Raw genomic sequence first — 26,395 nt, 5'->3', positions numbered from 1 at the left:
CATGAGATCATTACTGTGGATTTTTGGACTCCTCTTCGCTTTTTCCTGTAGCCAAAAAAAGGCCGATGAAGCTCTACAAAACCAACTCCCAAACATCGTCTTCATCTTCACCGATGACTTGGGCTATGGAGATCTGGGTTGTTTTGGAGCTACGGATATCGCTACTCCAAACATTGACCGAATGGCTGCGGAGGGCATCAAGTTTACTTCCTTCCTATCTGCCTCTCCGGTTTGCAGTCCTTCCCGGGCAGGGCTCTTGACCGGACGCATGCCTCAGCGAATGGGGATTAACGCGGTCTTTTTCCCGGAAAGCCTCACCGGAATGGCCCCTGAGGAAATCACGTTTGCAGAAATCCTGAAAGAAAAGGGCTACCAAACGGCTGTTGTGGGAAAATGGCATTTGGGCCATATGGAAAAATACCTTCCGCTCAATCAAGGCTTTGATTCTTATTATGGAATTCCCTACAGCAATGACATGGCCTCAGTAGTCTATCTGAAAGACAACGAGATCGATTCGATCTCCGTCAATCAGCGGTTTACCACCCAAACCTACACCCAAAAATCGCTTGAGTTCATCGATCAGGCTGCTGGAAAGCCTTTTTTGCTCTACTTGGCTCACAACATGCCTCATGTGCCCATCTATGCTTCTCCGGAGTTTGAAGGCTCTTCCCAACGAGGGCTTTATGGAGATGTGATCCAGGAAATCGACTGGAGTGTGGGAGAAATTCTAAAGAAACTGGAGGAAAAAGGATTGATGGAAAATACCCTGATTGTCTTTTCCTCAGACAATGGCCCTTGGCTGGTCATGGAAGACCATGGAGGCTCAGCCGGACCTCTTCGGGAGGGAAAGCAGTTCACCTTTGAAGGTGGGGTACGGGTACCGACTGTAGCCATGTGGAAAGGGAAAATCGATCCCGGACAGGTATATGAAGACCTGGCAACTCAAATGGACTGGTTCCCAACTTTCTGCAAACTGGTCGGAGCGGAAATACCCAAAGACCGGGCCATCGATGGCAAAGATCTGAGTGCCGTTCTTTTTGAAAACGGAATGCGGGAAGGAGATGAGTACCTCTATTACATGCTCTCTGACCAAAGAGGATATCGATTGGGGGACTGGAAGGTGAAAAGACCCTTTGCAGGATTTGCTGGGAGCCGGGGGATGAAGGCGGTGGAAGCCCATGATACCTTGCTTTTTAACCTCAAAACTGATCCGGGTGAAACTACCAATCTAGCCAAGGAGAACCCCGAAAAACTCGCGCAAATGATGCGGGCCATGGATTTGGCGGTGCAGCAATTAGGCCCCCTTCCACCTAGCTTGGTCGTCAGAGGCCCTCAGGACAACAGTCATTATATCTATCTGGACTCGAAAAGGAAATGAAAAAATGGATTGTCTATAGTGTCCTTTGGTTGTGGGTGGGGAGTTCTTACTCCCAAACCCAGCAAGGAATAGACAGTCTAATTGACCAGGCTCATTTTGAATTTTCAGAGTATAGATATGGGGAAGCCATTCGTCTGGCAAAGGAGGGGTTAGACTGGAGCCAAGACTCTGGATATGAAATTGGGGCCCTGAGAGCCAAACTATACCTTAGCATGGCCGAGCAAGAATCCGATCCCTCGGAATACAACCCTATCGAATTTGAAAAATTCATTCCCAAATTAGATTCCTTGGGCCTATGGCAGGAAAAAGCTAGAACTCACTCTTTTTTGGCCAATATTTTTGCCTTTTTCGGAGACCTGGAAAATGCGATTTCCAATCACTTATCAGCCCTGGAAATTTATGAAGAGCATCATGTCCCAACCGGCATTGCCAGCGTCTATAATTCACTCAGCTTGATCTATTATGACCAACATGAGTATGATGAGGCTTTTGATTATGGAAGAAAATCTCTGGCTTTGGAGGAAAAGGAGGGCAATCTCCGGAGAATCCATACTTCTCTGAATAACCTTGCCATCATTTTTGAACATACCGGCCCTATAGACTCGGCAATTTTTTACCATGAAAAAGCTCTAAAAATGGCCTATGAATCCAAAAACCCCTATTCGGTTGGATTATCATTGAGCAATTTGGGGAATAACTATGCCAACAAAGGAGATTTGGATTTAGCTGAGGAGACGCTCTTGGAAGCGCTTAGAATACGCGATTCCTTGGGTTTAGATAGAGGACTGGCTTATACCAACAACCGCCTCGCTTCTCTCTATCTTCAAAAAAATGACCTGAAAAAATCCAAATTCCATGCAGAAAAGTCTCTGGAAAGTGCTGAAAAATCCTCAGAGGTCAAGGTCATCCGAATGGCTTATGAGAGGCTCATGGAAGTAGCCCAAAAAACCGGCAACACCCAAGACGAACTCAACTATCTCAAAAAGGCAACAGCTCTGAAGGATAGCATTCTCAACGAATCCAACACCAAAGAAATCACCCAGATGATGCTCAATTACGACTTTGAAAAGAAGCAGCTTCTGGACAGCATCCATAATTCCCAACAGATGAGAGAGCAAAGTCTGCTCTTTGAAGAAAGGCTAAAAGTGGCCCAAATTCGACAGTATATTTTCTTACTATCGGGGTTTTTCCTTTTGATTTTGGTGATTCTCTGGTGGAGAAGGTATCTTTTTATCAAAAAATCAAATCATCTGATTCAGAAAGAAAAAGAACGTTCGGAAAAGCTGCTTTTGAATATTCTTCCCTCAGAAGTAGCCGAAGAACTAAAGGAGAAAGGCTATTCGGAAGCCAAGTATTTTGAAAAAGCCACTGTCATTTTCACGGACTTCGCAGATTTCACCAAAAAAGCACAGCACCTGACTGCAAAGGAGCTGGTAAATGAACTGAATGTTTGCTTCAAGAAATTTGATGAAATCATCGTATCCCATGGATTGGAAAAAATCAAAACCATCGGAGACGCATACATGGCTGTAGGAGGATTGCACGGAAAATCCGAAGTGGTTACCGTGATTAATTGTGCCTTGGAGATGAAAGAATTCATCAATCAGCGAAACAACAATCCAGACCTTCCCAATAGGGCAAAGTTTGATATGCGGGTAGGAATCAATACCGGGCCCGTGGTGGCTGGAATCGTGGGTACCAGAAAATTCCAATACGATATCTGGGGAGACACAGTCAACACTGCTCAGAGAATGGAGGCAACCTGCGAATTGAATAAAATCAACATTTCAGAAAATACCTATCAAGAAATCAAGGACCTGGACGAATTGGAATTTTGCTACAGAGGAGAGCTGGAAGTAAAAGGGAAAGGGAAATTGAAAATGTGGTTTGTAGCTGAAAAAACCTATGCTGAAATATGAGTCATCACCTCCCTTTTTCAATTCAAGCAGCAGCCTTGAATCAGATTTTTTTATTGGCTTTTCTAATGTTTTCCTGTGTACCAAAAGAGGAAAAAATCCAGCCCCCGAATATCCTGCTGATCGTAGCGGACGACTTGGGCTATGCAGACTTGGGGAGCTTTGGAGGAGATATCGATACCCCCAATTTGGATGCATTGGCTCAAGAAGGCATCCGATTTAGTCGATTTCATGCGGCTCCGTTTTGCGCAGTCAGTCGGGCCATGTTCCTTACCGGAAATGACAATCATATCGCTGGCATGGGAATTCAGGGAAGGAGAGAAGGAGTCCCCGGTTATGAAGGACACCTCACTGATCGGATTGTGACAGTTCCCCAACTTCTTCAGACCAAAGGCTATCATACCTATATGGCAGGAAAATGGCACTTGGGAGCTGAGCCTGAGCATCATCCGGGAGAAAAGGGGTTTGAAAATTATTTCATGACCCCTGAGGGTGGAGCCAATCACTACAACAATCTGGGTGTCCTGCCCCAAGCTCCCATTTCCAGGTATTTCGAAAATGGTAAAGAAGTAGAATGGCCCGAAGGTGCCTATTCCACCGATTTTTACACCGACAAACTGATCGAATACATTGGAAAGAATGCCGGAGATGGGAAGCCTTTTTTCACTTTCGCAGCCTATACCTCCCCACATTGGCCACTTCAGGTGGATGAGAACTACTGGAAAAAATATGAAGGCAGGTACGATGAAGGCTATGAAAAACTTCGTGAAGACCGGCTTCAGTCTCTGAAAAAAGCCGGAATGATTCCAGAATCAGCCACTCTCCCGGAATTAAATGCACGGGTTAAACCTTGGGACTCCCTGAGTCCAGAGGAACAAAAAAAGGAAGCCCGAAAAATGGAACTCTACGCAGGGATGGTTGACAATCTGGACCACAATATCGGACGATTGATCAACTACCTGAAGGAAATTGGAGAATATGAAAACACCCTCATCGTTTTCATGGCCGACAATGGTGCTGCCGCTGAGGATTTTTATTACCGGGATGGATTCAAAGAGCTGATCCAAGCCAACTTCACAGACGCCTATGAAGAGATGGGAAAAGCGAGCTCCTTTATTTCTTATGGTCCTCAATGGGCCGAGGCAGGAAGTTCTCCTTTTCGCTATTTCAAAGGATATGCCTCAGAAGGAGGCATGAATGTGCCATTGATCATTGCAGGGCCCGGTGTGCAAAAACAGGGAAATATCAATCATTCCTTTTTCACCCTACTCGATTTAGCCCCGACTTTTTACGAATTGGCAGAAGTAGAATATCCTTCGGAATGGAAGGGCAAACCAGTCAAACCCTTGCTTGGAGCATCTCTTCTTTCCGTCCTGAGCGGGAAAAAGGAAAGTATACACGATGAAAACTATGTCTTTGGACTGGAGCATGCCGGAGATGCCATGATCCGAAAAGGAGACTGGAAAATCCTGAATGTCAAAAAGCCTTTTGCCTTGGAGAATTTTGAACTCTATAATCTCGCCGATGACCTGGGTGAGCAAATTGACCTCAAAGAGGTCCATCCGGAAAAATATCAGGAAATGCTGGAGGAATGGGAAAAGTTCTCAAAACGTGTCGGTGTAGACCTCTCGTCTCCAAAAGCCGATTAATCAAGCCTAAACTGATAAAGAAATGAAACAAGTAATGTGTTTGCTACTGGGCCTCTTAATTTTCAACTATTCAAAGGCACAGACAACGGAGGTAAACCAAATCCTCTCCCAGCGAGAAGCTTCCAATGCTGCATTGAGAGCCTTCGATGAAGATCTGAATGCTACTTTTTCCACTGAAGATGCATTGATTACCACGGGAGCGGGCACCTTGATTTCCGGTAAAAAGGAATTGATGACCTATCTCAAAAAATCCACCGGCCCAAGAATGTACTGGATCCGGACCCCAGATGAAGTCATCGTCAATCCCCAAACCAATCTAGCCTGGGAAACGGGGACCTGGAAAGGATATCAAGAGGGATCTGAGGATCCCATTGTGGGAGGGAAATATTCTGCCCAATGGACCAAAAAATCAGGGACTTGGCTGATTCAGTCACAATTGTTTGTGGCTTTACCCCAATGATCTCATTATTTATTGAGAAATCTAAACCCTTGATATTTGGCTAGGTTATTAATTTACCTGTCTGCTGGTATCTATAAAAATAAATTGAACAAAGGTCCTCAATAGATGTAGATACCACTCGATGAACCCGCAGAAAATACTGATATTGAAATTCTTACTATCAACTAGATCATGATTAATCTTACCATCAACGGAAAAGACTATCCCGTGGAAGCACCTGCAGGAATGCCCCTACTTTGGGTGATTCGCGAGCAATGTGAATTGACCGGAACCAAATTCGGTTGTGGCATAGCCCAGTGTGGTGCCTGTACGGTGCATGTAGACGGTCAGGCTATCCGATCTTGCATCACTCCAGCCACTTCCGTAGAAGGTAAAAGTATCACGACAATCGAGGGAATTTCTTCCGAAGAAAACACCTTACACATCGTGCAACAGGCTTGGATCGAAGAGCAAACTCCCCAATGTGGCTATTGTCAATCCGGGCAAATCATGTCTGCAGTAGCCCTTTTGAATGAAAATCCAACTCCTTCGGACGAGGAAATCGATCAGGCCATGTCCGGAAATATTTGCCGCTGTGGCATGTATGGACGAATCAAATCGGCAATCAAGCGCGCCTCAGCAGAACTCCAAGCCTCCACCTCTAATCCCCAGTTGTAATGAAAAAGTGGACTAGAAGAGCCTTCATTGGCACAGGAATTTTAGCAAGTGGCGCACTTGTAATCGGTGTGGCAATCCGCCCGGGCAACCGATCCTCCAAAGTGGTCGGTTTAATCTCCAAGGAGGGAGAAACCGTGATGAATATCTGGCTGAAAATATCCCCGGATAATACCGTCACAGCCATCATTCCTCATGCAGAAATGGGGCAGGGCGTACACACCACCTTAGCCATGATGCTGGCAGACGAGATGGACGCCGATTGGTCCAAGGTGAAATTTATGGAGGCTCCTGCCGATAAGGAATATGCCAATTATGTGTTGGCCAAAGGATTTATCGCCGGTGACAAGACTTTTCCCAAATTCCTTGAAGGAACCATTGATGGGGTTTTTCTCACGGCAGTAAAGTCTATGAATTTCCAAATCACTGGGGGTAGTGCCTCTGTGAGATTTACCGGTCAACAAGGAATGCGAATCGCCGGAGCTGCTGCCAAGGCTATGCTACTTCAGGCTGCTTCGGATACTTGGAAGGTACCTGTCGAGGAACTCAAGGCCGAAAAAAGTATCATCTCTCATCCTGCTAGCAATAAAACTGCAAGCTACGCCGAATTGGCCCAAGCTGCCGCACAAGTAAAAGCTCCACAGCAACCCCGATTGAAAACTCCGGAAGAATTTACCCTCATGGGCACTTCAGTCCCTAGATGGGATATCCCTGCCAAAGTCACCGGAGAAGCCAAGTTTGGGATGGATGTGATCATCCCCAACATGAAATATGCCACCATCAAGGCTGCCCCTGTATTTGGAGCGAAAGTGAAATCAGTCGATACGACCATTCCTGATGAAAGTGCCGGAGTAGTGAAAGTCCTGAATCTGGAAAATGCTGTGGCCGTGATTGCCGATGGCTACTGGCAGGCAAAAAGTGCCATAGACCGTCTAAAGATCGAATTTGAATCCACAGAAAATGATGGAAAAAGCCAGGATGATATTTTCGAAGGATATCGAATGGCCATGGACAAGGCACTGGAAGAGGAAAGCATTGAGGAGCATTTTCGATCCGGAGATGCGCTTACGGCTCTTTCTGGTGCAGCCACAATCGTCGAAGCAGAATACCAACTCCCCTTTTTAGCCCATGCCACCATGGAGCCGATGAATTGTACTGCATGGGTACATGACGGGAAGTGCGAAATCTGGTGCGGAAGCCAAAACCCCTTGGGTGCAAAAGCTGCCGTGGCTGAATTCTTGGATATTTCACCGGAGCAGGTCACCGTACATAATCAGCTTTTGGGAGGAGGTTTTGGAAGACGATCCGAGACTGATGTGATCAGGCAGGCGGTTGCAATAGCCAAGGAAGTGGACTATCCCGTCAAATTGATCTGGTCACGGGAAGAAGACACCCAACACGATGTATACCGTGAGGCAACAGTCAGCCGCATGAAGGCCGGTTTGGATGAGTCCGGAAATCCGGTAGCCTATTCTCACCAGTTTTTGTTTAAGCACCATCCACCCGAAGCGGCGGATATACCCTACGCTGTTCCCAATCAATTGATTCAGTTTACCAGTCCCAGCTCATTCGTTCCATGGGGTAATTGGCGAAGTGTGGACCATTCGGTACATGGATTTTTGACCGAATCCTTTATAGATGAACTCGCATTTGCAGCGAAGAAAGACCCTTTAGCTTTCAGAAAAAGCCTTACTCAGGACCAGCCAAGATTTCAGAAAGTATTGGACTTGATCCGGGAAAAATCCAATTGGGACTCTCCCTTGCCTTCCAATTGGGGCCGGGGTGTTGCCATTGCCCAATCCTTCGGATCCATAGTGGCAGAAGTAGCCGAAGTGGAAGTGAATGTGGAAGGAAAAGTCAAAGTTCACCGGGTAGTCTGTGTGGCAGACGCCGGATTTGCCATTCATCCGGATGGGTTCAAAGCGCAGATGGAAAGCGGAATCATCTATGGATTGGCCGCAGCAATGACTGGTGAAATCACCATTGAAAATGGCGCTGTAGCCCAGAGCAATTTCCACGATTATCCGGTCACCCGTATGAGTGATGCTCCCAGAATCGAAACCTACATCATCAATTCCGGAAACCCTCCGGGAGGAGCGGGCGAGCCGAGTACGCCGGTGATTGCTCCTGCAGTCACGAATGCGATTTTCAAGGCCACGGGAGTTCGGATCCGTCAATTGCCGATTTCAAAAACCGATTTGCGGGTTTCTATCCGGCAGACGACCTAAGGAAACATCATTTCCCTTTTCCACTAAATCCTTCAAAAACCTCTGTCCCAATATGAGGTGACTCGGAATTTGGCTTATGCATTTGGTAGAATTTTACTGGTAGTGATCAGAAATCTGATTGGGATCCAAATAAATAACTACAAGGAATCATCCAAACAGGAGATCATAGACTAAGATCTTGACCGGCTTCAGGAGTAGAGAAAAGGGTCTTACTTTCAAAAAACTGTAGACCCTGCCTCCTTTCCTTGGCATTTTTTTACTCATCCAAAAGGGACATTCTTCCCCCCTTTCCAGATAAATTTTTCTTCCATTTCGGACATTAAATGCATCGCTTTATCCTTACCTATTTCATCTTCATTATCCTTGGCGGTAGCTTATAGCAGGGGCTGATTTAATCTCGAAAACTAGCCTTTTATATAAATACTGTTCTAAATTTTTAATCCATCAATCATGAAAAGGGTATTGATCACAGGAAGCAGTAGAGGGATTGGTTTTGAAACAGCCCTAGCCTTTGGAAGAGCAGGATATCAGGTATTTGCTACCCTGAGAAATCCCGAAAAAGCCATCGAATTACTGAAAAAAAACGAAGAAGAAGCATTAATGATTTCCCTTCACGCCATGGATGTAGATTCAGATGAGTCTGTTCAAGCTTGCATCCAGGGACTTTTGAAAAAATTCGGCCCGATCAATGTCCTGGTCAACAATGCGGGAATAGCCTTGAAAGGCTCCATTGAGGAGATGCCCATCGCCGATTTCAAGGCGGTTATGGAAACCAATTTCTTGGGGGCAATTCGCTGCATTCAGGCTATACTTCCATCAATGCGAGAGCAAAAAAAAGGCTGCATAATCAATGTGACTTCCGTCTCAGGAAGATTGACTTCCAGTCCTTTGGGGTGCTATTCAGCAAGCAAATTTGCTTTGGAGGCAGTAAGTGAGGCACTAGCTCAGGAGGCGAAGCCATTCAATATCCGGGTGGGAATTATCGAACCCGGAATCATCGATACTGACATGGCCCATGAAATCGAAGATTTCGCTCCCTCCATCTATCCTAGCAGCAAGCGGATGTCAGACCTCTTTTTTGCTTCGCTGAAAAATCCCACACCTGCGGCATTGGTGGGGGAGAAAATACTGGAATTTGCCGAAAGCGACTCTTGGACTGTCCGCCATCCTGTGGGTCCGGATGCCCTGCCTTTTATCCAATGGAGAAATTCCATGACCGATGAGCAATGGGTAGAATGGAATTCACTACCTGAAGAGGAATGGTACAATGCTGTGGAGCGGGATTTTGGACTGAGTGCAAGAAGGTAATCCTACTATGCTTAATCTGATTTTTTCAAACCAAGAAATAAACCTCTTTGAACCAACCCCATTTCACTCATTTTCAATTAATTCTAAAAGGAAATCCCTATCTTCTTAACAATTAGAATAAACGTATTTTCAACATCCCCTCCACTATGAGACCTTATCGTATTATCATTTTTCTGGGACTAGTAGTCTTAGCAAGCTGCAATCCCAAAACCCAAGAAAGTTCCGGCTATCTTTTGCTCCAAGGTGCAACGGCATTTGACGGGAATGGAAACTCCATCACCAAAAGCAAAATTCTAATCCGAGATGGAAAAATTGAAGCCATAGGGGGAAAGGACCTGGTCGTACCTAAAGATGTGGAAACCCTAGACCTGACCGGTAAATTCATCACACCGGGTCTTGTAGATGCGCATGTTCACTTTTCCCAGACCGGCTTTTTTGACGGGCGTCCGGATGCCTTGGATATCAGGGACACCCTTCGATATGACAGTCTTCAGGCAAGACAAAGAAAAAGCCCAAATAGATATTTCGAGACCTACCTGAGATCCGGAGTTACAGCAGTGTATGATGTAGGGGGCTTTGACTGGATTGTGGATTTATCAAAAACAGCAGAAACCGATCTCAAGGCTCCACATGTGGCAGCAGCCGGACCTTTGCTCACCCCGTTTCCACAAGACCGACTGGAAATCTTCAATGTGCTTCCAGATCGACAGATGCTGGCCTTAATCTCTCCTGAATTTGGGAAAGAATACGTCCAAAAAAGCACTCAAATGGGATCCACCGGAATCAAAATCTGGAGTCTCAACTTGCAGGATTCCGTTTTTATGCAAAGCCTCCGAGCGGTAGCGGAGGAAGTTCGGTCTTCAGGCAACCAATTGATTGTTCATGCCACCTCTCTCGATCAAGCCAAAGAGGGTCTTCGATTGGGAGCAAAAGTACTCGTGCACAGTGTGGATGACCAGCTCATCGATGAAGAGTTTATCCAGCTGGCAAAGGAATCAGGCGCAATTTATTGCCCCACTTTGGTGGTAGTTCCCGGGTATTCGGTAGCCTTTCAGTCACTTACAGGTGGATTCCCCATCCATGACCCAAACGGGGCATTGGACCCGGAAACCCAATCCCTTCTCGAGGCTTCCCCATCTTTTTTTAAGTATTACCCCAATCCGGAGAATTACGAGGAAGAACTTCAAAAATCCATTGAAACAGACCAAAAGCTAAAGTCCATGATGTATGCCAACCTGAAACTGGTGCATGAGGCAGGCATCCCAATTGCCCTGTCTACCGATGCGGGAAATCCAGGCACCCTTCATGGATTATCCATTTATGATGAACTGGAAGCCATGCAGGAAGCAGGCCTTCCGGCAAAGGAAATCATCCCGATGGCGACCAGGAACGGGGCCATGGCTATGAGAAGAGAAACCGATTTTGGCACCCTGGAAGCAGGAAAAAAGGCAGACTTGATTGTCTTGGACCAAGATCCTTCGACAGATGTCAGGAATTTCCGGTCGATTACCCATGTGATGCGTGGAGGAGTATTAAGGCCGGTCAATACGCCTTTCGAATAGCCGGGCATGATTTCATTTTTCAGAAAAATCCGGCAAAAACTCCTTGCCCAAAATCGGGTCACTCGATATTTGGTGTACGCTCTTGGGGAAATCCTCTTGGTAACGATCGGAATTCTGATTGCGCTCCAGGTAAACAATTGGAATGAGAAAAGAAAACAAAAGCTTTCCGTGGATGCCGCTATCAACTCATTAATCGAGGATTTAAAACTAGACTCCTTACAGCTAATGGAAGAAATGGCTTCAATCGATAAGGATTTGGAAAGATTGGATGGATTTAGAATACGGCTTTCCAAGCCAAACAGTACCGTCGATACACTCCGACACATTGCCCGATATGAATATTTACCATTCTTTGACCCAAGTAATGAAAGAAACAGAAACACTATTGTCTCCCTATTAAGTACAGGGAGCATCGGTTATTTCGATGAAGAGGTCAAGAAAAAAATCCTGAAATTCAGTACCCTCCAACTCAAAGAAATCAAAGTCATGGATGAAAACGTCAGGATCTTTCTAGATATCCAGAATTCCTTTGGAGAAGGAATAGGAGCACAAAGTGATAATTCTGATCCTTGGATTCAATCGATTGCTATTACCGGACCTTTGGCCGACTTGTATTGGAAAAACAAAGACGATAAGGAGCTGCTAAACTATATGCTCAATACGATTTCAGGGAAAATGCTAATGCAAAAAATAATTCTGTTTTCTAAACTTCGACTTCTGGAAGAGACCAATGAGATGCTTGATTTTTTACAAAACCCTAAAAAATAACCATGCTTAATTTTTTCAGATCAATCCGGAGTTCATTGATGCAAGAAGGCAAAACAGGAAAGTATTTAAAGTACGCCCTTGGGGAAATCATATTGGTCACCATCGGAATCTTAATTGCCCTTCAAGTCAATAACTGGAATGAGGAACGAAAGAGACAGGAGGAATTCGCTCTTACCATCGAGCAAATTTATAATGTGCTGGAAGTGGAAATTCAGGAGTTACTTTTTATTGAATACCATTCCTTTCAGCAAAACTTGTATCTGGACACTTTGTATAATCATCAGGAACTTTTAAGCCCTGCTATGATCCCGGGAATTCTGAATTACCAAGAAGCAGAACCAAGTCCTTTTAAAACCAGCATTGGGTTTTTATTGCAAAACCTTAAAGTGAAGCCCGGAAATACGACTGAAATCTTATTGGCAAGGGATCTTACTGAATATGCCTCTTTTGCTAATTTGGATTTTAATCGTTCGGAAAAACTCATCAAAGAACTTCTTTTAGCGGAAACCATCCCTACTCCCGATCTGATATTTGGGATTGGGTTAAACCAAGGATTTTTAGAAATGCCTGGCGTATTTAGCGAAACTCAGATTCTGAAAAGTCAGGCAATGATTACCCGACCCGAGGTCAGAGCAGCTTTGATCAAAGCAGCTGTCCTTCATGACAGTTATTCTGCTGAAGCTTTTCATATTCGCGAGTTGGGTGAAAAATTGAAAGGGGAAATCAAGAAACAATTCCCTCAGGTCAAATTACTTTATGAAAACCTTGGCTTGGTGGGCGATGGTTCTCCGAATAAGGACTGGGGAACGGATGTGCCTCTGGTAAAAATATCCGATGAACCCTCAATTTGGGAAGCGGAAATAGAATTGGTAGGAGGCCCGGTAAAATTCCGGGAAAACCAAACCTGGAACCGAAACTGGGGAGGCAGAACCTTCCCTGAAGGACACATGGATTGGCAAGGACCAAATATTCAAGTACCGGCAGGGAAATATCGTGTGATTTTGAATCTGACAGAAAAGACCTATGAATTTCAACCTTTAAATCCATGATCTCCTTCTTCCGCAAAATCCGGCAAAAAATCCTCTCCCAGAATCGGGTCACCCGGTATCTGGCCCTTGCGGCAAATGAGAAGGCCAAATCTGGCATAGATGGCTATCAACCTCAGGTATTGGTCAGCACCAAAAAAACCGAAAAGGGAATCGAGATTTCAGTGCAGGACAACGGCCAAGGCATCCCAGATTCGATTAAAGAAAAAATCTTCCAGCCTTTCTTTACCACCAAACCAACAGGGTCTGGGACAGGATTGGGTTTATCGCTATCATATGATATTGTAAAAGCGCATGGTGGTGAGCTGAAAGTCAAAAGCAAGGAAGGAGAAGGAACTGTTTTCTCGGTTTTTTTACCTAAGCTAAATCTTTAATTTTGAAATACTAAAAGAGAAAAAATCTATGGGACTATTCTGGAACCTGATCCAACAAAGCCAAATCTCCAGTCAGGACTCGAGAGCCTCCTCCTTGGAAGCTCGAGTGGCCTATCTCGAAAATGAATTGAGAAAAACGCAGGAATTGCTGATCAAAACCCTGAAAGTACTGGAAGAACAAAGCGGCAAAGACATCAATGGAGATGGAAAAGTCGGGTAAGCTCAGACTTTCCGAATACTCCGCATCAGATCGTCCTTGTACATTTTACTGATTGGAATGACCTTCCGCTTGATCTCCAAATGTGAGTCAGCTACCGCATCCAGTTTACGAAGATTGACTACGTAGGAGCGGTGAACGCGCAGAAAGTCTCTGCTGACAATCTTTTGACACACCGTATTCAACGAACTGACGATCAGGTAATTTTGATCCGGAGTGATGATATTGCAGTAGTTTCGATCGGCTTCGATGTAAAGGATTTCATCTAGCATCAATCGGATCAGTTTCCCGTTATTTCGGATAAAAATCCTGTCATCCAGACTTTCAATCAAAGAATCCGATTCTTCTGTTTCGTTTTTTTCTTCTTTGATCTTTTCCGCCACCAATTCAATGGTCCTTTCCAGATTTAGCTTGTTGAATGGCTTCGAAATAAAGGCATAAGGCTTGGTCTCCTTGGCCTTTTGAAAAGAGGCCTCATCCGAGTTGGCAGTCAGGTAAATCAAAGGGATGGCGGTCTTTTCCTGGATTTTTTTTGCCGCATCTATCCCATTCATTGCCCCTTTCAGCTGAATATCCATCAAAATTATATCCGGACGATTTTCGATGGCGTGATTGACGGCATCCTCTCCCCGGGATTCGATACCTGTGACTTCATAGCCTAGCTTAGAGAGCTGCAGGGAAATATTGGCAGCGATAATCATATCATCCTCCACAATCAAAATTCTTGTCTTCTCACTCATGCTGCTTTCTGTGTCTTAAACTCAAAATATACTTCTGTTCCTTTTTGGGTACTCAGTGTCATTTTCCCGTCCAGCTGCCTCGTCAACAGTGCCACAAGTTGGCTGCCAAAACCTGTTCCTTGTGCGGGCTTGTCTTTCTTGATTCCAGCTCCATCGTCCGCCACTTTCAGGTAAAGCTGATCCTGATCTTTTTTCAAACTGATCAATATTTCACCTTCTCTACCTTCGGGAAATGCATATTTCAAAGAATTGGTAATCAGCTCATTGACGATCAGTCCAATCGGAATCGCCCGATCCACATCCAATTCCAACGAATCCATATTCACATCCAAACTTATCCGATCAGAGGCATCAAAGGAATCGATGATGTAGGAACCTAGGTTTTTGAAGTAATTCTTCATCTCGATGGCGGCCAAATTTTCCCCTTGATATAGGTTTTGATGGATCATTCCCATGCTTTGGACCCGGTTTTGACTTTCGATCATGATGTCCTGAAGCTCTTCATTTTCGATTTGGGCCGTCTGCAATGCCAAGAGGCTGGAGATGGTTTCCAGATTGTTTTTGACCCGATGATGGATCTCTTTCAGCAAAAACTCCTTCTCCAGATTCTGCTTTTCTAAGAGCTGGCTGTACTTTTTTCGTTTCACAAAAACCCGATAAAGGAAAAAGAGAAAAAATACCATCAATGTGGTGACAAGAAGGGTAAAACCCTGAATGATATTCTGACGCTTGAGCGATTCTTCCTGAAGGGAAATAATCCCTTCCTTTTGGGCCACATCCATTTCTGTTTGCAATTGGGCGATTCGCTGATCTGCTTCGGCATTAAAGACGGATTGATCGAGCTCATGATAGCGCTTAAATGCCTGATAGGAGTTGGAAATTTCACCTCCTCCCTCGTAGGCTTCGGCCAGTTCCTTGTAAATCAGACTCAGAAAATAGCGATCTCCAAAGTCCTCTTTGGCAGTACGGATACTTCGGTTGAGATAGTTGATCGCATCCGAATAGAATCCCTGCTGTTTTTTCACTTTCCCCAAAGAAAGCAGGGAGCGCACGACCATAAACTCATTTTGAAGAAGTTCCGCGTACTTCAGCGCTTCCTTGCCGGAAGTTTCGGCATTTTCAAAATCCTCCAAAGCCAGATACAAATCTGTCAAGGCGATATAAGTGTCGCTGAGATTGTTGTAAAATCCGTACTGCTTGCCCATCTGCGTGGATCGTTGGAAATAAGGAAGTGCTTCCTCATTTCGACCGAGGGCTACAAGATTATTCCCGGTCACATGAAGAGTGAAGTCAAAGTCTAGATCCTTGATTCGGCGCTCCTCAAAAAGGGCCAAGGACTTCAGACCATATTCCAAGCCTTGCTCAGGTTTGCCTTGCTTCCAAAACAGATTGCTGATATCCGAATAGGCCATGGCCATGGCTTTTTTGTCACTGTATTTCTCCCCGAGTTGAAGGGTTTGGGTTGCAAATTCGAAAGCCTTCCCCAATTCTCCCCTTCGCTCCTGTACATAGCCCAAGTTGGTGAGCAAAAGCCAGGTTTCGGATTCGGGAAGTTTTTCCAACGCGCTTTTGAGGACTTCTTCTGCCTGATCGAGTTGCTCCATTCTCAGCAAAACAGCACCTTGGGCCACTTGCATTCTTCCCTCCCATAGTTCGCTTTTTGCATTTCGGGCTTCTTCCAACCCTTGATTGATGAGGGAAAGGGACTTGCGAAGATTTCGGGTGTGGTAATAATAGCCCAAGTCCCAAAGCATTTGCAGCCTTATTTCAGGCTCTTTCACCGAGGGAAGTGCTTGTTCAATCTTTTCAAGGTAGTCTGCCCCAAAATCGTCTGTCTGCACGAAGACCACAGAATAGTCCACCCTACCTCCTTTTGAAACTACCTGAGCTTGTAGCTGAACCTGAAACAATACAAAAACCAGGAGAAAAAATCTCTTCATCCGATTAATATACAATAAAATGTAATTGAAAATGATTTGCCTTCAAGGGATTTTCCCGGGAAAGGAAAAGACCATTCAGGGAAACAATTCTCTCATATTCATCCCATTCATCTTGGGATGGGTCAATGGAAAGGAGAGATTAATTCATCTTTTAATCTAAAACGGACTCCAGATGAGCAAACCCAATCCAGAATTTTTCTCCCTCAGACCCGAACTCGAAAAAGCCTATGGCTATACGCACGCAGTTAAAATCGGGGACAGTATCAAAGTATCCGGAGCAGTCAGCATGGACGACGAAGGTAATCCCACTGCGATCGGTGACTTTCTCCAGCAAATGAAAAACTGTTATTCTGATTTGGAAAAAGTGCTTGCACATTACGACTGCACCTTTGATGACGTGGTGGTCGAAAATGTATTTACCACGGATATGCCTGCCTTTTTAGAGTACGCAGCATATAGAGGCTCAATCTATCAAAAGCAATTTCCCACCGGTTCATGGATTGAAGTAAAAGGCTTAGTCATGCCCGAATTTTTGATTGAAATCGAACTGGAAGCCCACAAGTTTTAAAAAACATACGATGTCAAAAAGCCTGATTTCCATTGAAAAAAAGCCCAAAACTTGGCTTTTGCCTTTATTTTGGGTCTTCTTGATCCTTTTTGCAGGCAAATTTATCCTTCATGACGCCCTTCCTTATTTTGGATTGGAAGAATCTGTTTTTGGAGATTATTGGCCCATGAAATGGCCCTTGATCGGCCATATTTCAGGAGGTATTTTAGCCTTGACTTTGGGGCCATTTCAGTTTTGGAGTGCATTTAGGAATAGATACCTGAATGTTCATCGGATCATGGGAATGGCCTATATCTGCGGAATTTTGATCGCGGTCATTAGCTCTATTGCACTTTCTTTCACGGTCGCTTTGGATTTCCATTGGACCTGGAGCTTATCCCTTATTGGCTTGGCTACAGCTTGGTTTGGCACCACCGGAATGGCCTTTCGATTTATACTTCTGCGTCGAATTAACCTCCATAAAGAATGGATGATCCGAAGCTACGTGGTCACCTTTGCCTTCGTCCTTTTTCGATGGTTGACGAGACAGCCTTTTTATGATGATTTGGGTCCTTTTGTGGAGACGGGTCCCACCGCAATTTGGCTTTCTTGGGTCGTTCCGCTTTTTATTACTGAGATCGTATTGCAGTGGAATAAAAAGTAAAGGAAGCTAAGCCATCGCTTTCCAAGTAAAAACCAGCCAATCCTTCCATTTGTCAAAGATTGGCTGGTTTCGTCGTCAGTTAGGTATTCGAGATTGTTCTATCGCTTAATCCTTCCCATTCTTAAAACTCAAATCCGGATAAGCCGGAGGTGCTGGAACATCCCTAGGATCCTTTTTGATCAGCTCTTTCAGATGCTCAATCGCTGCATCGAGCTGTGCATCTTTTCCTTCGAAAGTCGCTTTTGGCAGATTTATCACTTCGATGTCTGGAATAAAGCCAACTCCTTCGATCAGCCATTCTACGCCATTTTCAGTTTCACCATACACCCCATTCATCGGAGCCCGTGCAATGCCATTATCCGAAAGGGTATTCACTCCGGAAAGCCAAACTTCCCCTCCCCAGGTTCTGGCACCGATAGCTTTGCCCAATCCTAATCTTCGGAAGCCTTCAGCAAATGCCTCCCCATCCGAAGCGGTAAACTCATCCACCAGCAAGACCAAATGTCCGCGATAGGCATAATTCATATTCCAGTAGGGCTCTCCTGTTCGGCTCTTCCAGTAGAAGAAAGCCTCTCTCATCAGCTTTTCCAGAATAAAGGAATCGATATTTCCTCCGCGATTATGTCGCACATCGATGACCAATCCCTTCTTCTTAAACTGCGGATAGAAATCCCGATACCACTGTCCAATGTCGCCAGAGGTCATGGCTCGCAAGTGGACGTAACCGATATGCCCGTCGGATTTAGCTTCGGTTTCCAGTCTTCGGGTATATTCCCAATCGTTGTAGCGCAGGTTGCTTTCCTGGCCCGAACTCATCGGTTTCAGGATAAAGTCTCCTTTTCCAGCCACCGCTAGGCGAACTTGCTTTCCGGCCTTATCCCGAAGCAGCACCTGCATATCCTCCACTTCCAATACAGAAGTCCCATCAATATGCGTGATCACATCACCTTCCTGAATTCCATAAGCAGGATGACTCAAAGGTGATTTCTCATCCGGATAGTCTGGGTCGCTTTGGAAGATGTAATCGATTTGGTAGCCATTATTGGTTTTGGAGAAAAGTCCTCCCAGCATTCCAAACTGAATATTATCATCGCCATCTCGGGTATCACCTCCACGGACAGAGGTATGCAAAACAGAGAGCTCGCCGATCAACTCCCCTATCACATCCGAAAGCTCATTTCGAGTAGTGACCCGATCCACCAAAGGCATATATTTTTCATGCATTTTATACCAATCTACTCCATGCATGCCTGCATCGTAGAAGTAATCCCGCTCCATGCGCCAGGCGTCGGTATAGATTTGCCTCCAATCTTCTCGAGGGTCTATGCTGAATTTCCAGCCACTCAGATCCAATTTGTTTTTGGACAAATCCGAAACAGGAGAAGTACCCAATTCCACCAGGAAATGGTTGGAACCTTGTCTTAGCAAAGCGTATTTGTTGTTGGCTGAGACCGCATAACTATTGATTTTGTCTGCGAAAACTTTCTGCTCCGCCTTATCCGAAATCGGAGTCATCATCAAGGCCGGCTCATCCTCATTGGAAGCCCCACCTCCGTAGTAAATCCCTGGACCCGGACCCACTCGGTGGTAATACAAAGCCTTATCTGTCACGATCAGATTTTTATAATTTCCAGCCGGAACAGGCACCTCCTGCACTCGCTCCATCAGTCCATCTTCGTCAATGGTTACCGTCACCGGACCTTCAGATTTTTTCTCTTCTACTTTCAGTTCGCTTTTAGGAGTGAAAGGAGAAAGCAGACCTTTTTGCAAGGGAATGTGGTAAATCTTCATCTGCTTTTCCCAGAAGGGCTCCGGCTGTCGCTGTCCCCAAGGGCTTCCGACTTTAGTCTCAAAGTTTCGGTCAGAAAGGAAATAAACCCACTTCCCATCCGCACTCCATTGCGGGTTGAGGCTGTTGGATCGGTCGGAAGTCAGCGTCACTCGCTTGCCGGAAGTCGGGTTGAATACGAACAACTGAGTAAATGTATTGGAAGCAGCCTGTCCATAAGCCAGCCATTGACTATCAGGAGACCAAGACATGCTGCCATGTAGATCTTCGTCAGTGAGGTTTGCTTTGACTGCTTTTCCGGTAGAAAGATTTCGGATCCATAGATCATTATTCAAGTCCGTCCAAGCTAGCCACTTTCCATCGGGAGAAGGAGTTAGATTGAATCGAAGTGTGGTGCCGTTATCCGTCAATTGCTTGCCTTGGTCTAGGCCCAAACCGGAATATTGATGGATTTCAAATTCCCCACTCTCATCCGAAAAGGTCAAAATATCTTTGGAATCTGTCGTAAAAACCGCATCCCGATAGCGAACGCCGTCTTTTCGGCTTAGTCGAAGCATCCGTCCTTCTTTCGCAGGAAAAACAAAAACCCGGCCCCGAGCGGTCAAAGCAACCTTCTCCCCGTCATTGGAAACAGCAATATTGGTGATGTAGGAGGCTGGGTTTTCCACCCAATTCTCCCGTAACTGATCAAAATCAGAAACCAATCGAATTGCAATTTTTTCGGATTGTCCCTGTCCCAAACTCATTCGGTACAAGTCAGCTCCTGAGCGATATACCAAGGTATTTCCCGAAAGCGAATACTCTCTCACATCGTAGGATTCTTCCTTGGTGTGCTGCTGAATATCCGAGCCATCGATCGTCATCGACCAGACATTCTGAATGCCATCCCGGGAAGAAATGAAATACACTCTTCCCTGATGAAAAACCGGATGATGGTCTTCCCCATCGTAATTCTGTGTGAGTTTGACGGCTTCAGGAGCTCCATCACTGTATTTCCAGAGTTGGCGGGCAGTACCTCCTTTGTAGCGCTTGGTGACATTGTTGTGGTAAGTAGGCCGTACAAAAAAGTACGTATCTGACTCACGATCAAAACTTCCCTCTGCTGCCATTTCCAGAGGAAGCATTTCTTTTTCTCTGGAATTGACATTGACCACGACGGTTTTGAGTCTTGGCAAATTCGAATACTGGTTGGTCGTGTAAGCTACTTCCGTCGCAGATTTCCAGGCCGTGGGAATGGAAGAAGCAGGCTCGTAAGTCAGCCTTTTGGGAAGTCCGCCAGAAATCGGCATCACATAGACCTCAATTGGTCCTTCGTAGCTTGCTGCATAGGCGACCCATTTTCCATCAGGTGAGATTTTGGGATCTGACTCGTCTCCTGGGTGAGTGGTCAGTCGGGTAGCCATCCCCCCGGAAAGCTGAGCCATCCAAATATCCCCCTCGGCTACAAAAACGACCGTGTTTTCATGGACATCGGGATGCATAAAGTATCCTGGAGTAGTTTGGTTAAATCCGATAAGAGGGGATATCAGTGCGAAAAGAAACAGCGTAAATTTTTTCATCATAGGATCAAGTAATAAGGTACACTTCATGGAAAGGGAATTTAGGAAAAAATGAAGGCGATTCTCTTCAATTTTTGATCAACTCTCACATTATGTGATGACCAACTATCCTCGACTTTGTCATCTAAAAGAAAATCATTCAGGGAATTAGGATTTTTTGTTCTATTCACACAAATTGAGACAATAGAAAAGACACAAACCCTATCAAACCATGAAAAATAACCGACGCGACTTTTTACAGAAAATTGGCTTGGGCACAGCAGGTATCGCTGCCGTTCCCTTTGCCAGCCAAGCCCAACCCCTGCAGGAATCCCGCTCCGAGGCAGATGATGAGCAATACCTCCACATCGGCGACGACATTGCGGTAGCCGATACGACTTATGGAAAAATCCGTGGCTATCAGCTGAATAAGGTTTACACCTTTTTGGGAGTACCTTATGGAGCAGATACTTCCGGCAAAAACCGCTTTATGCCTCCTCAAAAACCTGCCAAATGGGAAGGAATCAAGGATACTATCTGGTGGGGAAATACTGCTCCTCAAATCATGGACAACCGATACGCCAATGTGCACTATTCCTTTGCAGATCATTGGAACTATGATGATGTCAGCGAAGATTGCCTCAAGCTGAATGTCTGGACCAATGGGCTGGCCGACGGGAAAAAACGACCCGTGTTGGTTTGGCTTCATGGGGGAGGCTTTACCAACGGCAACGGAATCGAGCAGGATGGCTATCATGGGGAAAACTTTGCCAAGAATAAAGATGTGGTGTTTGTATCCATCAACCATAGACTGGGTCCGATAGGATTTACCGATTTATCAGAAGTGGGAGGCGAAAAATATGCTTCCTCAGGCAACGTCAGCCAACTGGACATTATCGCCTCTCTCGAGTGGGTGAGGGACAATATCGCCAACTTTGGCGGTGATCCGGGAAATGTAACCATCATGGGTCAGTCCGGTGGGGGTGCCAAAGTCACTTGCACCATGTCCATGCCTGCTGCAAAAGGGTTGGTTCATAAAGGGGTAGCATTAAGTGGAAGTATGCTTCGGGCAAATGATCAGGAATACAGCCGAAAACTGGGACAATATGTAGTTGAAGCGGCAGGGTTGACGCCAAATGAGGTGGACAAACTTCAGGAAATCTCTTGGAGAGAATACATTGACATTGCCAACAAGGCCTTGGATCGAATGAGAAAAGAGTTTCCACAACCTGGGTTTCGTGGAGGATTTGGTCCGGTGGCCGATGGTGTCCATGTGCCAAAAGGAGAGTTTTTCTCCAATCCCAACGATCATACCGCGGATATGCCGCTGATGATATGCACCACCTTTCATGAGTGGGGCGCAACCCGAACCAACCCGCAATTGGAGGCTGGCGGGCCTGAGCAGGCAATAGAAGGACTAAAAGGAAGATTTGGGGACAAAGCTGCCTCAGTTTATCAAGCCTATGCAGCCAATTTCCCCGGGAAAAAACCTGCCGAAATCATGACCCTTGCCGCATCCAACCGTGCCAATGCCGTTGCTTGCGGCAATGCAAAAGCCAAACAAAAAGCCCCCGTTTACATGGCTTGGTTTGGTTGGGAGCCCAATCTCTACAATGGCCGAATGCGTGCTTTTCACTGCATCGACATCTGCTTTTGGTACGACAACACCGACCGAATGTACACCCACACCGGGGGAGGAAAGCGGCCTCGAATACTTTCTGAGAAAATGTCAGCATCCCTTTTGGCATTCATGAAAACCGGAAACCCAAACGCCGGTACTCTTCCCAATTGGCCAAAATTCACAGAAGCGAATGGGGAAACCATGGTCCTCAATGATGTCAGCGAAGTGAAAAATGATCCCGATCGAGAAGCGAGAAAAGCGCTGAGCTAATTTTCCTTCTTAGATCAAAATTGATAAATCCCGGCTAGGTTCATTGAAACTCTCCTAGTCGGGATTTTTATTTCTTTTTTTCACTAATCAGGCATGCTGGAGAATTTTTTAGAATTCATATTTCTTCACATCTAGGAAATTCCAGAATCCTTATCTTCAAGGCCTAAATTTTATCTACTATGCAATCCACAGATTTCAGAAACTATAAAATTCCCTATTCCCCGGCCCCTGAATACTCCAAGTCGGTAGCCTATTTCTCCATGGAGTTTGCTATCCATCAGCCGCTGAAAATCTACAGCGGTGGATTGGGCTTTCTTTCAGGTTCGCACCTGAGAAGTGCTTATGATCTCAAGCAGAATCTGATCGGAATCGGGATTCTTTGGAAATACGGATACTACGACCAAAGCCGTCACCACGACCAAACGCTCAAGGCGGACTGGTACGAAAAAACTTACAGCTTTTTAGAAGACACCGGGATCAAATTTACCGTTCCGGTGCACAATCAGCCTGTATGGGTAAAGGCTTGGTATTTGCCTCCAACTACATTTAAATCCGCACCCCTTTTCTTGCTCAGTACCGATTTGCCAGAAAATGACTACCTGAGTCAAACAATAACCCACAAATTGTATGATTCGGATACCGCTGCAAAAATTGCCCAAATGATGATTTTGGGATTGGGAGGAGCAAAACTTTTGGATGAACTGAACTTCAATCCCGATGTGTATCACCTCAATGAAGCGCATGGATTGAGCAGTGTCTTCCATTTGCTTAAGAAGTTCGGAAGCAAGGAGGAAGTGAAAAAAAGACTGGTATTCACCACCCATACTCCTGAGGAAGCTGGAAATGAAAAGCACGATTATTTCCTGCTGGACAAAATGAGTTTTTTCTATGGCCACAGCATTCAGGAAGTACAGAAGCTTACCGGGATAGAGGGTACGGTTTTCAATCATAGTTTGGCTGCACTTCGGTTTGCCCGAGAAGCCAACGGAGTAAGCCAACTTCACGGAGAAGTCAGCCGCAGAATGTGGGGCGGATATGCCGATGTCCCGCAAATCAAAGCCATTACCAATGCTCAAAACTGGAACTATTGGGCGGATAAGCAGCTCTACCGATTTATGGAAGAGGGTGACAATGACGGGTTTGATGATAGAAAGCGGTATCTGAAAAAGAGAGCCTTCGAAATTGTGGCGGATCAGACGGGCAAGCTATTCGATCCCGATGTGCTTACGATTGTCTGGGCGAGAAGATTTGCTGCATACAAGCGTCCGGATCTCATCACGCATGACATGAAGCGTTTTGAAGATTTGGTGGCAAATACGCAACATCCAATTCAGATCATTTGGGCAGGAAAGCCTTATCCTATGGACTATGGGGCTATTTCTGTTTTCAACTCTCTGGTACATCTCAGTAAGCGATTCAAAAATGTCGCCGTCTGTGTAGACTATGAGCTGGCCCTGAGCAAGCGCCTCAAGCAGGCTTCTGATATCTGGTTGAATAATCCGAGAGTCCCTCGTGAAGCTTCCGGTACTTCAGGAATGACCGCTTCAATGAACGGATCCATCAACTTCAGTACCTACGATGGATGGATTTGTGAATTTGCCCGTCATGGAGAAAACTGCTTCATCATCCCACAGGCAGATTACCATAACCTGAGCATTCAGGATCAGGATAAGTGGGATTTGGACCACCTCTATGAAATCCTTCAGGAAGAAATCCTCCCGCTCTACTACAGCAACAAGCGAAAGTGGAGAGATATCATCCAGGATGGAATGCACGATGTTCGTCATGAATTTGAAAGTAATCGCATGGCCAAAGAATACTATCAGCTGATGTATTGAATTGGGCTAAAAAAGGAAACCCGGAACTCCATTCCGGGTTTTTTTGTGTCCGGAAATGGGCTAAATTATGCCTATTCTAACCCAAAATATCCAATGGCATCTGAGGTTTCCTTTGATTATATCATCGTGGGGGCTGGTTCGGCGGGGTGTGTCTTAGCCAACCGTCTTTCAGAAGATCCTGCAAATTCTGTCCTATTGATTGAAGCCGGAGGGCCGGATAAGAAAATGGAAATCGGAATTCCGGGAGGCTATGCCAAACTCCATCGATCAGAGGTCGATTGGGGATTTTGGTCAGAGCCACAGCCTTTCGTCAACAATCGAAAACTCTATCTTCCTAGAGGGAAGGTTTTGGGAGGCTCAAGTTCTACCAATGCCATGGCCTATGTTCGGGGAAATAAGGCCGATTTCGACGAGTGGGCAGCCCTTGGCAATCCGGGTTGGGACTTTGAATCGGTTTTGCCCTTTTTCAAAAAATCCGAACACAACGAAGACATCATCAATGCCTATCACGGGCAGGGGGGTCCTTTAAATGTGACTTTTGCCAAGAGTTTCCAAACCCCATTTGCAAAAGCATTTGTAGAATCCTGTTCCGAAATCGGCCTACCCAAAAACGAGGACTATAACGGAGACAGTCAGGAGGGAGCCGGTTTTTTTCAGTTTACCATTCATCAGGGGAAAAGGCATAGTACGGCCGCAGCATTTTTAAAGCCTGTTTTGCACAGGAAAAACCTCCATGTTTACACTCATTCAGCAGTTCAAAAGATCCTCATCCAAAAAGACCGGGCAGTAGGAGTGGAGTTTCTCAGCAAAAACTCCGTGCAAAAAGTATTGGCCAAAAAGGAGGTAATTCTCTGCGCAGGAGCATTCCAGTCACCACAGCTGCTTATGCTTTCCGGGATAGGAGAAAAAGAGGAGCTGAAAAGGCATGGAATTGAGCTCAAAATGGGACTTCCCGGAGTGGGCAAAAACCTTCAAGACCATTTGTTTTTCCCTGTTTCGGCCCAATCCACCATACAGAAAGGGTTCAACCACAGTCTTTCATTTTTTAATCAAATCAAAAATCTGATTCATTACGGCATTACTCATCAGGGAGTGTTGACTTGCAGCCCTTTGGAGGCCGTGGCTTTTTATCCTACCGAAAAAGGCAAACCGGTAGATTTTCAGATTCATTTCGCCCCCATCCAGCTAGGAAATGACAGAAATTCCGACATGTACGACCTGAACACTTATCCACATCGTGATGGGTTTACACTCCTTCCCAGCTTGCTCAAACCCAAAAGCAAAGGTTTTGTGAGCTTGAAATCGGGAAATGCTCAGGACGCACCTTTGATCCAACCCAATTTTCTCTCAGAAGAGGAGGATCTTAAGAGCTTGGTCATAGGAGCTAAAAAAGCTTTGGAAATCCTGGGCACAAATGCGTTCAAGCCCTTTTTGAGCCAATTGGTTTATCCTTTGAATCCGAATGATGAGGAAGGAATAGCCAACCACATCCGCACATGGGTCGAGACGATCTACCACCCCGTCGGAACTTGCAAGATGGGTCAGGATGGGGATGCTGTGGTCGATGCCCAGCTTCGGGTAAATGGAATCGAAGGGCTTCGGGTAGCTGATGCCTCCATTATGCCTCGAATTGTCGCAGGAAATACCAATGCCGCCGTGATCATGATCGGGGAAAAAGCCGCAGATATGATCTTAGGGAGCTGATTTTTTACAATCGGTAATGTGGTCAAAAATAGTTGGTGCCTTTGATTAGAAAATTTCTTAAAATCCCGTGCAGGTTTGAAGAGGACATAAGCTCTGCTGAGGAGCAACTTACCAGCAATAGAATCTGCCAAGTGGAATGAAGGGGCTTCGTTTTTCGGAGCCCTTTTTTCATGCTTCATTCTTC

At 45.5% G+C, this 26,395-nt stretch carries 20 protein-coding genes; 17 read left to right on the top strand and 3 right to left on the bottom strand.

The features are described 5' to 3' along the window. Position 1: 1 nt before the first annotated feature. The 12 genes from AAA938_RS17805 (at position 2) to AAA938_RS17750 (ending at position 13,563) form a co-directional block, all read left to right on the top strand. Positions 2-1,378, top strand: coding sequence for a sulfatase family protein (locus tag AAA938_RS17805; protein ID WP_338230114.1), 1,377 nt, complete (start codon positions 2-4; stop codon positions 1,376-1,378). After that, on the top strand, positions 1,375-3,297 hold the full coding sequence (locus AAA938_RS17800; protein WP_338230113.1) for an adenylate/guanylate cyclase domain-containing protein: 1,923 nt from the start codon (positions 1,375-1,377) through the stop codon (positions 3,295-3,297). Before AAA938_RS17805 ends, AAA938_RS17800 begins: the two co-directional genes overlap by 4 nt. Next, on the top strand, positions 3,294-4,943 hold the full coding sequence (locus AAA938_RS17795) for an arylsulfatase (RefSeq protein WP_338230112.1): 1,650 nt from the start codon (positions 3,294-3,296) through the stop codon (positions 4,941-4,943). The genes AAA938_RS17800 and AAA938_RS17795 overlap by 4 nt, the downstream gene beginning before the upstream one ends. A 22-nt stretch (positions 4,944-4,965) precedes the next feature. Continuing rightward, positions 4,966-5,403, top strand: a complete 438-nt coding sequence (locus tag AAA938_RS17790; protein WP_338230111.1) for a nuclear transport factor 2 family protein — start codon at positions 4,966-4,968, stop codon at positions 5,401-5,403. Positions 5,404-5,574: 171 nt separating this feature from the next. Then, entirely contained in the window at positions 5,575-6,060 is a 486-nt protein-coding gene (locus AAA938_RS17785; RefSeq protein WP_338230110.1) for a (2Fe-2S)-binding protein, read from the top strand. Continuing rightward, entirely contained in the window at positions 6,060-8,285 is a 2,226-nt protein-coding gene (locus tag AAA938_RS17780) for a xanthine dehydrogenase family protein molybdopterin-binding subunit (RefSeq protein ID WP_338230109.1), read from the top strand. Before AAA938_RS17785 ends, AAA938_RS17780 begins: the two co-directional genes overlap by 1 nt. A 450-nt stretch (positions 8,286-8,735) precedes the next feature. Continuing rightward, the gene (locus AAA938_RS17775; RefSeq protein WP_338230108.1) at positions 8,736-9,593 is read left to right on the top strand and encodes an SDR family oxidoreductase; all 858 of its coding nucleotides are present in this window, start codon (positions 8,736-8,738) and stop codon (positions 9,591-9,593) included. A gap of 146 nt (positions 9,594-9,739) precedes the next feature. Next, complete coding sequence (locus tag AAA938_RS17770; protein WP_338230107.1) at positions 9,740-11,155, top strand: amidohydrolase family protein; 1,416 nt, start codon at positions 9,740-9,742, stop codon at positions 11,153-11,155. A 6-nt stretch (positions 11,156-11,161) separates the two neighbouring features. Further along, complete coding sequence (locus tag AAA938_RS17765; RefSeq protein ID WP_338230106.1) at positions 11,162-11,923, top strand: DUF6090 family protein; 762 nt, start codon at positions 11,162-11,164, stop codon at positions 11,921-11,923. 38 nt (positions 11,924-11,961) lie between these two features. Further along, a complete protein-coding gene (locus AAA938_RS17760) occupies positions 11,962-12,972 on the top strand; it encodes a DUF6090 family protein (protein WP_338230105.1) in 1,011 nt (336 codons plus the stop codon). Beyond that, entirely contained in the window at positions 12,969-13,343 is a 375-nt protein-coding gene (locus tag AAA938_RS17755) for a sensor histidine kinase (protein WP_338230104.1), read from the top strand. Before AAA938_RS17760 ends, AAA938_RS17755 begins: the two co-directional genes overlap by 4 nt. 28 nt (positions 13,344-13,371) lie before the next feature. Next, positions 13,372-13,563, top strand: coding sequence for a hypothetical protein (locus tag AAA938_RS17750; RefSeq protein ID WP_338230103.1), 192 nt, complete (start codon positions 13,372-13,374; stop codon positions 13,561-13,563). A 2-nt stretch (positions 13,564-13,565) separates the two neighbouring features. On the opposite strand, the gene AAA938_RS17745 is transcribed toward AAA938_RS17750, so the two are convergent. Both AAA938_RS17745 and AAA938_RS17740 read right to left on the bottom strand, forming a co-directional pair. Beyond that, positions 13,566-14,300, bottom strand: coding sequence for a response regulator (locus AAA938_RS17745; RefSeq protein WP_338230102.1), 735 nt, complete (start codon positions 14,298-14,300; stop codon positions 13,566-13,568). Then, positions 14,297-16,240: a tetratricopeptide repeat-containing sensor histidine kinase gene (locus AAA938_RS17740; protein WP_338230101.1), complete on the bottom strand. Its 1,944-nt coding sequence runs from the start codon at positions 16,238-16,240 to the stop codon at positions 14,297-14,299. Before AAA938_RS17740 ends, AAA938_RS17745 begins: the two co-directional genes overlap by 4 nt. Before the next feature lie 172 nt (positions 16,241-16,412). Here AAA938_RS17740 and AAA938_RS17735 point away from each other — a divergent pair, with 172 nt between their 5' ends. Continuing rightward, positions 16,413-16,808 carry a RidA family protein gene (locus tag AAA938_RS17735; protein WP_338230100.1) on the top strand — a complete coding sequence of 132 codons (396 nt, stop codon included), beginning with the start codon at positions 16,413-16,415 and terminating at the stop codon, positions 16,806-16,808. Between the two features lie 10 nt (positions 16,809-16,818). Further along, positions 16,819-17,451, top strand: a complete 633-nt coding sequence (locus AAA938_RS17730) for a DUF2306 domain-containing protein (protein ID WP_338230099.1) — start codon at positions 16,819-16,821, stop codon at positions 17,449-17,451. A 105-nt stretch (positions 17,452-17,556) separates the two neighbouring features. Here the strand turns inward: AAA938_RS17730 and AAA938_RS17725 are convergent, their stop codons facing one another. Further along, positions 17,557-20,829 (bottom strand): S41 family peptidase, encoded by a 3,273-nt coding sequence (locus AAA938_RS17725; RefSeq protein ID WP_338230098.1) that lies wholly within the window; start codon positions 20,827-20,829, stop codon positions 17,557-17,559. A 181-nt stretch (positions 20,830-21,010) separates the two neighbouring features. Between AAA938_RS17725 and AAA938_RS17720 the strand changes: the two genes are divergently transcribed. From AAA938_RS17720 to AAA938_RS17710, 3 genes are all read left to right on the top strand, one after another. Next, on the top strand, positions 21,011-22,669 hold the full coding sequence (locus tag AAA938_RS17720) for a carboxylesterase/lipase family protein (RefSeq protein WP_338230097.1): 1,659 nt from the start codon (positions 21,011-21,013) through the stop codon (positions 22,667-22,669). 179 nt (positions 22,670-22,848) lie between these two features. Next, entirely contained in the window at positions 22,849-24,507 is a 1,659-nt protein-coding gene (gene glgP / locus AAA938_RS17715; protein ID WP_338230096.1) for an alpha-glucan family phosphorylase, read from the top strand. A gap of 93 nt (positions 24,508-24,600) precedes the next feature. Then, on the top strand, positions 24,601-26,211 hold the full coding sequence (locus AAA938_RS17710; RefSeq protein WP_338230095.1) for a GMC family oxidoreductase: 1,611 nt from the start codon (positions 24,601-24,603) through the stop codon (positions 26,209-26,211). The last annotated feature ends 184 nt before the right edge of the window (positions 26,212-26,395 follow it).

Origin of the sequence: Algoriphagus taiwanensis, from assembly GCF_036245645.1 — a bacterium.
Taxonomy (GTDB): Bacteria; Bacteroidota; Bacteroidia; order Cytophagales; family Cyclobacteriaceae; genus Algoriphagus; species Algoriphagus taiwanensis.
The sequence above is the reverse complement of the archived record's forward strand: the minus strand, read 5'-3'. Positions and strand labels throughout refer to the sequence as shown.

Bases quoted from the DNA above. Each gene is read 5' to 3' on its own strand.
- AAA938_RS17805 (WP_338230114.1), top strand. From the start codon at position 2: ATGAGATCATTACTGTGGATTTTTGGACTCCTCTTCGCTTTTTCCTGT.
- AAA938_RS17800 (WP_338230113.1), top strand. From the start codon at position 1,375: ATGAAAAAATGGATTGTCTATAGTGTCCTTTGGTTGTGGGTGGGGAGT.
- AAA938_RS17795 (WP_338230112.1), top strand. From the start codon at position 3,294: ATGAGTCATCACCTCCCTTTTTCAATTCAAGCAGCAGCCTTGAATCAG.
- AAA938_RS17790 (WP_338230111.1), top strand. From the start codon at position 4,966: ATGAAACAAGTAATGTGTTTGCTACTGGGCCTCTTAATTTTCAACTAT.
- AAA938_RS17785 (WP_338230110.1), top strand. From the start codon at position 5,575: ATGATTAATCTTACCATCAACGGAAAAGACTATCCCGTGGAAGCACCT.
- AAA938_RS17780 (WP_338230109.1), top strand. From the start codon at position 6,060: ATGAAAAAGTGGACTAGAAGAGCCTTCATTGGCACAGGAATTTTAGCA.
- AAA938_RS17775 (WP_338230108.1), top strand. From the start codon at position 8,736: ATGAAAAGGGTATTGATCACAGGAAGCAGTAGAGGGATTGGTTTTGAA.
- AAA938_RS17770 (WP_338230107.1), top strand. From the start codon at position 9,740: ATGAGACCTTATCGTATTATCATTTTTCTGGGACTAGTAGTCTTAGCA.
- AAA938_RS17765 (WP_338230106.1), top strand. From the start codon at position 11,162: ATGATTTCATTTTTCAGAAAAATCCGGCAAAAACTCCTTGCCCAAAAT.
- AAA938_RS17760 (WP_338230105.1), top strand. From the start codon at position 11,962: ATGCAAGAAGGCAAAACAGGAAAGTATTTAAAGTACGCCCTTGGGGAA.
- AAA938_RS17755 (WP_338230104.1), top strand. From the start codon at position 12,969: ATGATCTCCTTCTTCCGCAAAATCCGGCAAAAAATCCTCTCCCAGAAT.
- AAA938_RS17750 (WP_338230103.1), top strand. From the start codon at position 13,372: ATGGGACTATTCTGGAACCTGATCCAACAAAGCCAAATCTCCAGTCAG.
- AAA938_RS17745 (WP_338230102.1), bottom strand. From the start codon at position 14,300: ATGAGTGAGAAGACAAGAATTTTGATTGTGGAGGATGATATGATTATC.
- AAA938_RS17740 (WP_338230101.1), bottom strand. From the start codon at position 16,240: ATGAAGAGATTTTTTCTCCTGGTTTTTGTATTGTTTCAGGTTCAGCTA.
- AAA938_RS17735 (WP_338230100.1), top strand. From the start codon at position 16,413: ATGAGCAAACCCAATCCAGAATTTTTCTCCCTCAGACCCGAACTCGAA.
- AAA938_RS17730 (WP_338230099.1), top strand. From the start codon at position 16,819: ATGTCAAAAAGCCTGATTTCCATTGAAAAAAAGCCCAAAACTTGGCTT.
- AAA938_RS17725 (WP_338230098.1), bottom strand. From the start codon at position 20,829: ATGAAGTGTACCTTATTACTTGATCCTATGATGAAAAAATTTACGCTG.
- AAA938_RS17720 (WP_338230097.1), top strand. From the start codon at position 21,011: ATGAAAAATAACCGACGCGACTTTTTACAGAAAATTGGCTTGGGCACA.
- glgP (WP_338230096.1), top strand. From the start codon at position 22,849: ATGCAATCCACAGATTTCAGAAACTATAAAATTCCCTATTCCCCGGCC.
- AAA938_RS17710 (WP_338230095.1), top strand. From the start codon at position 24,601: ATGGCATCTGAGGTTTCCTTTGATTATATCATCGTGGGGGCTGGTTCG.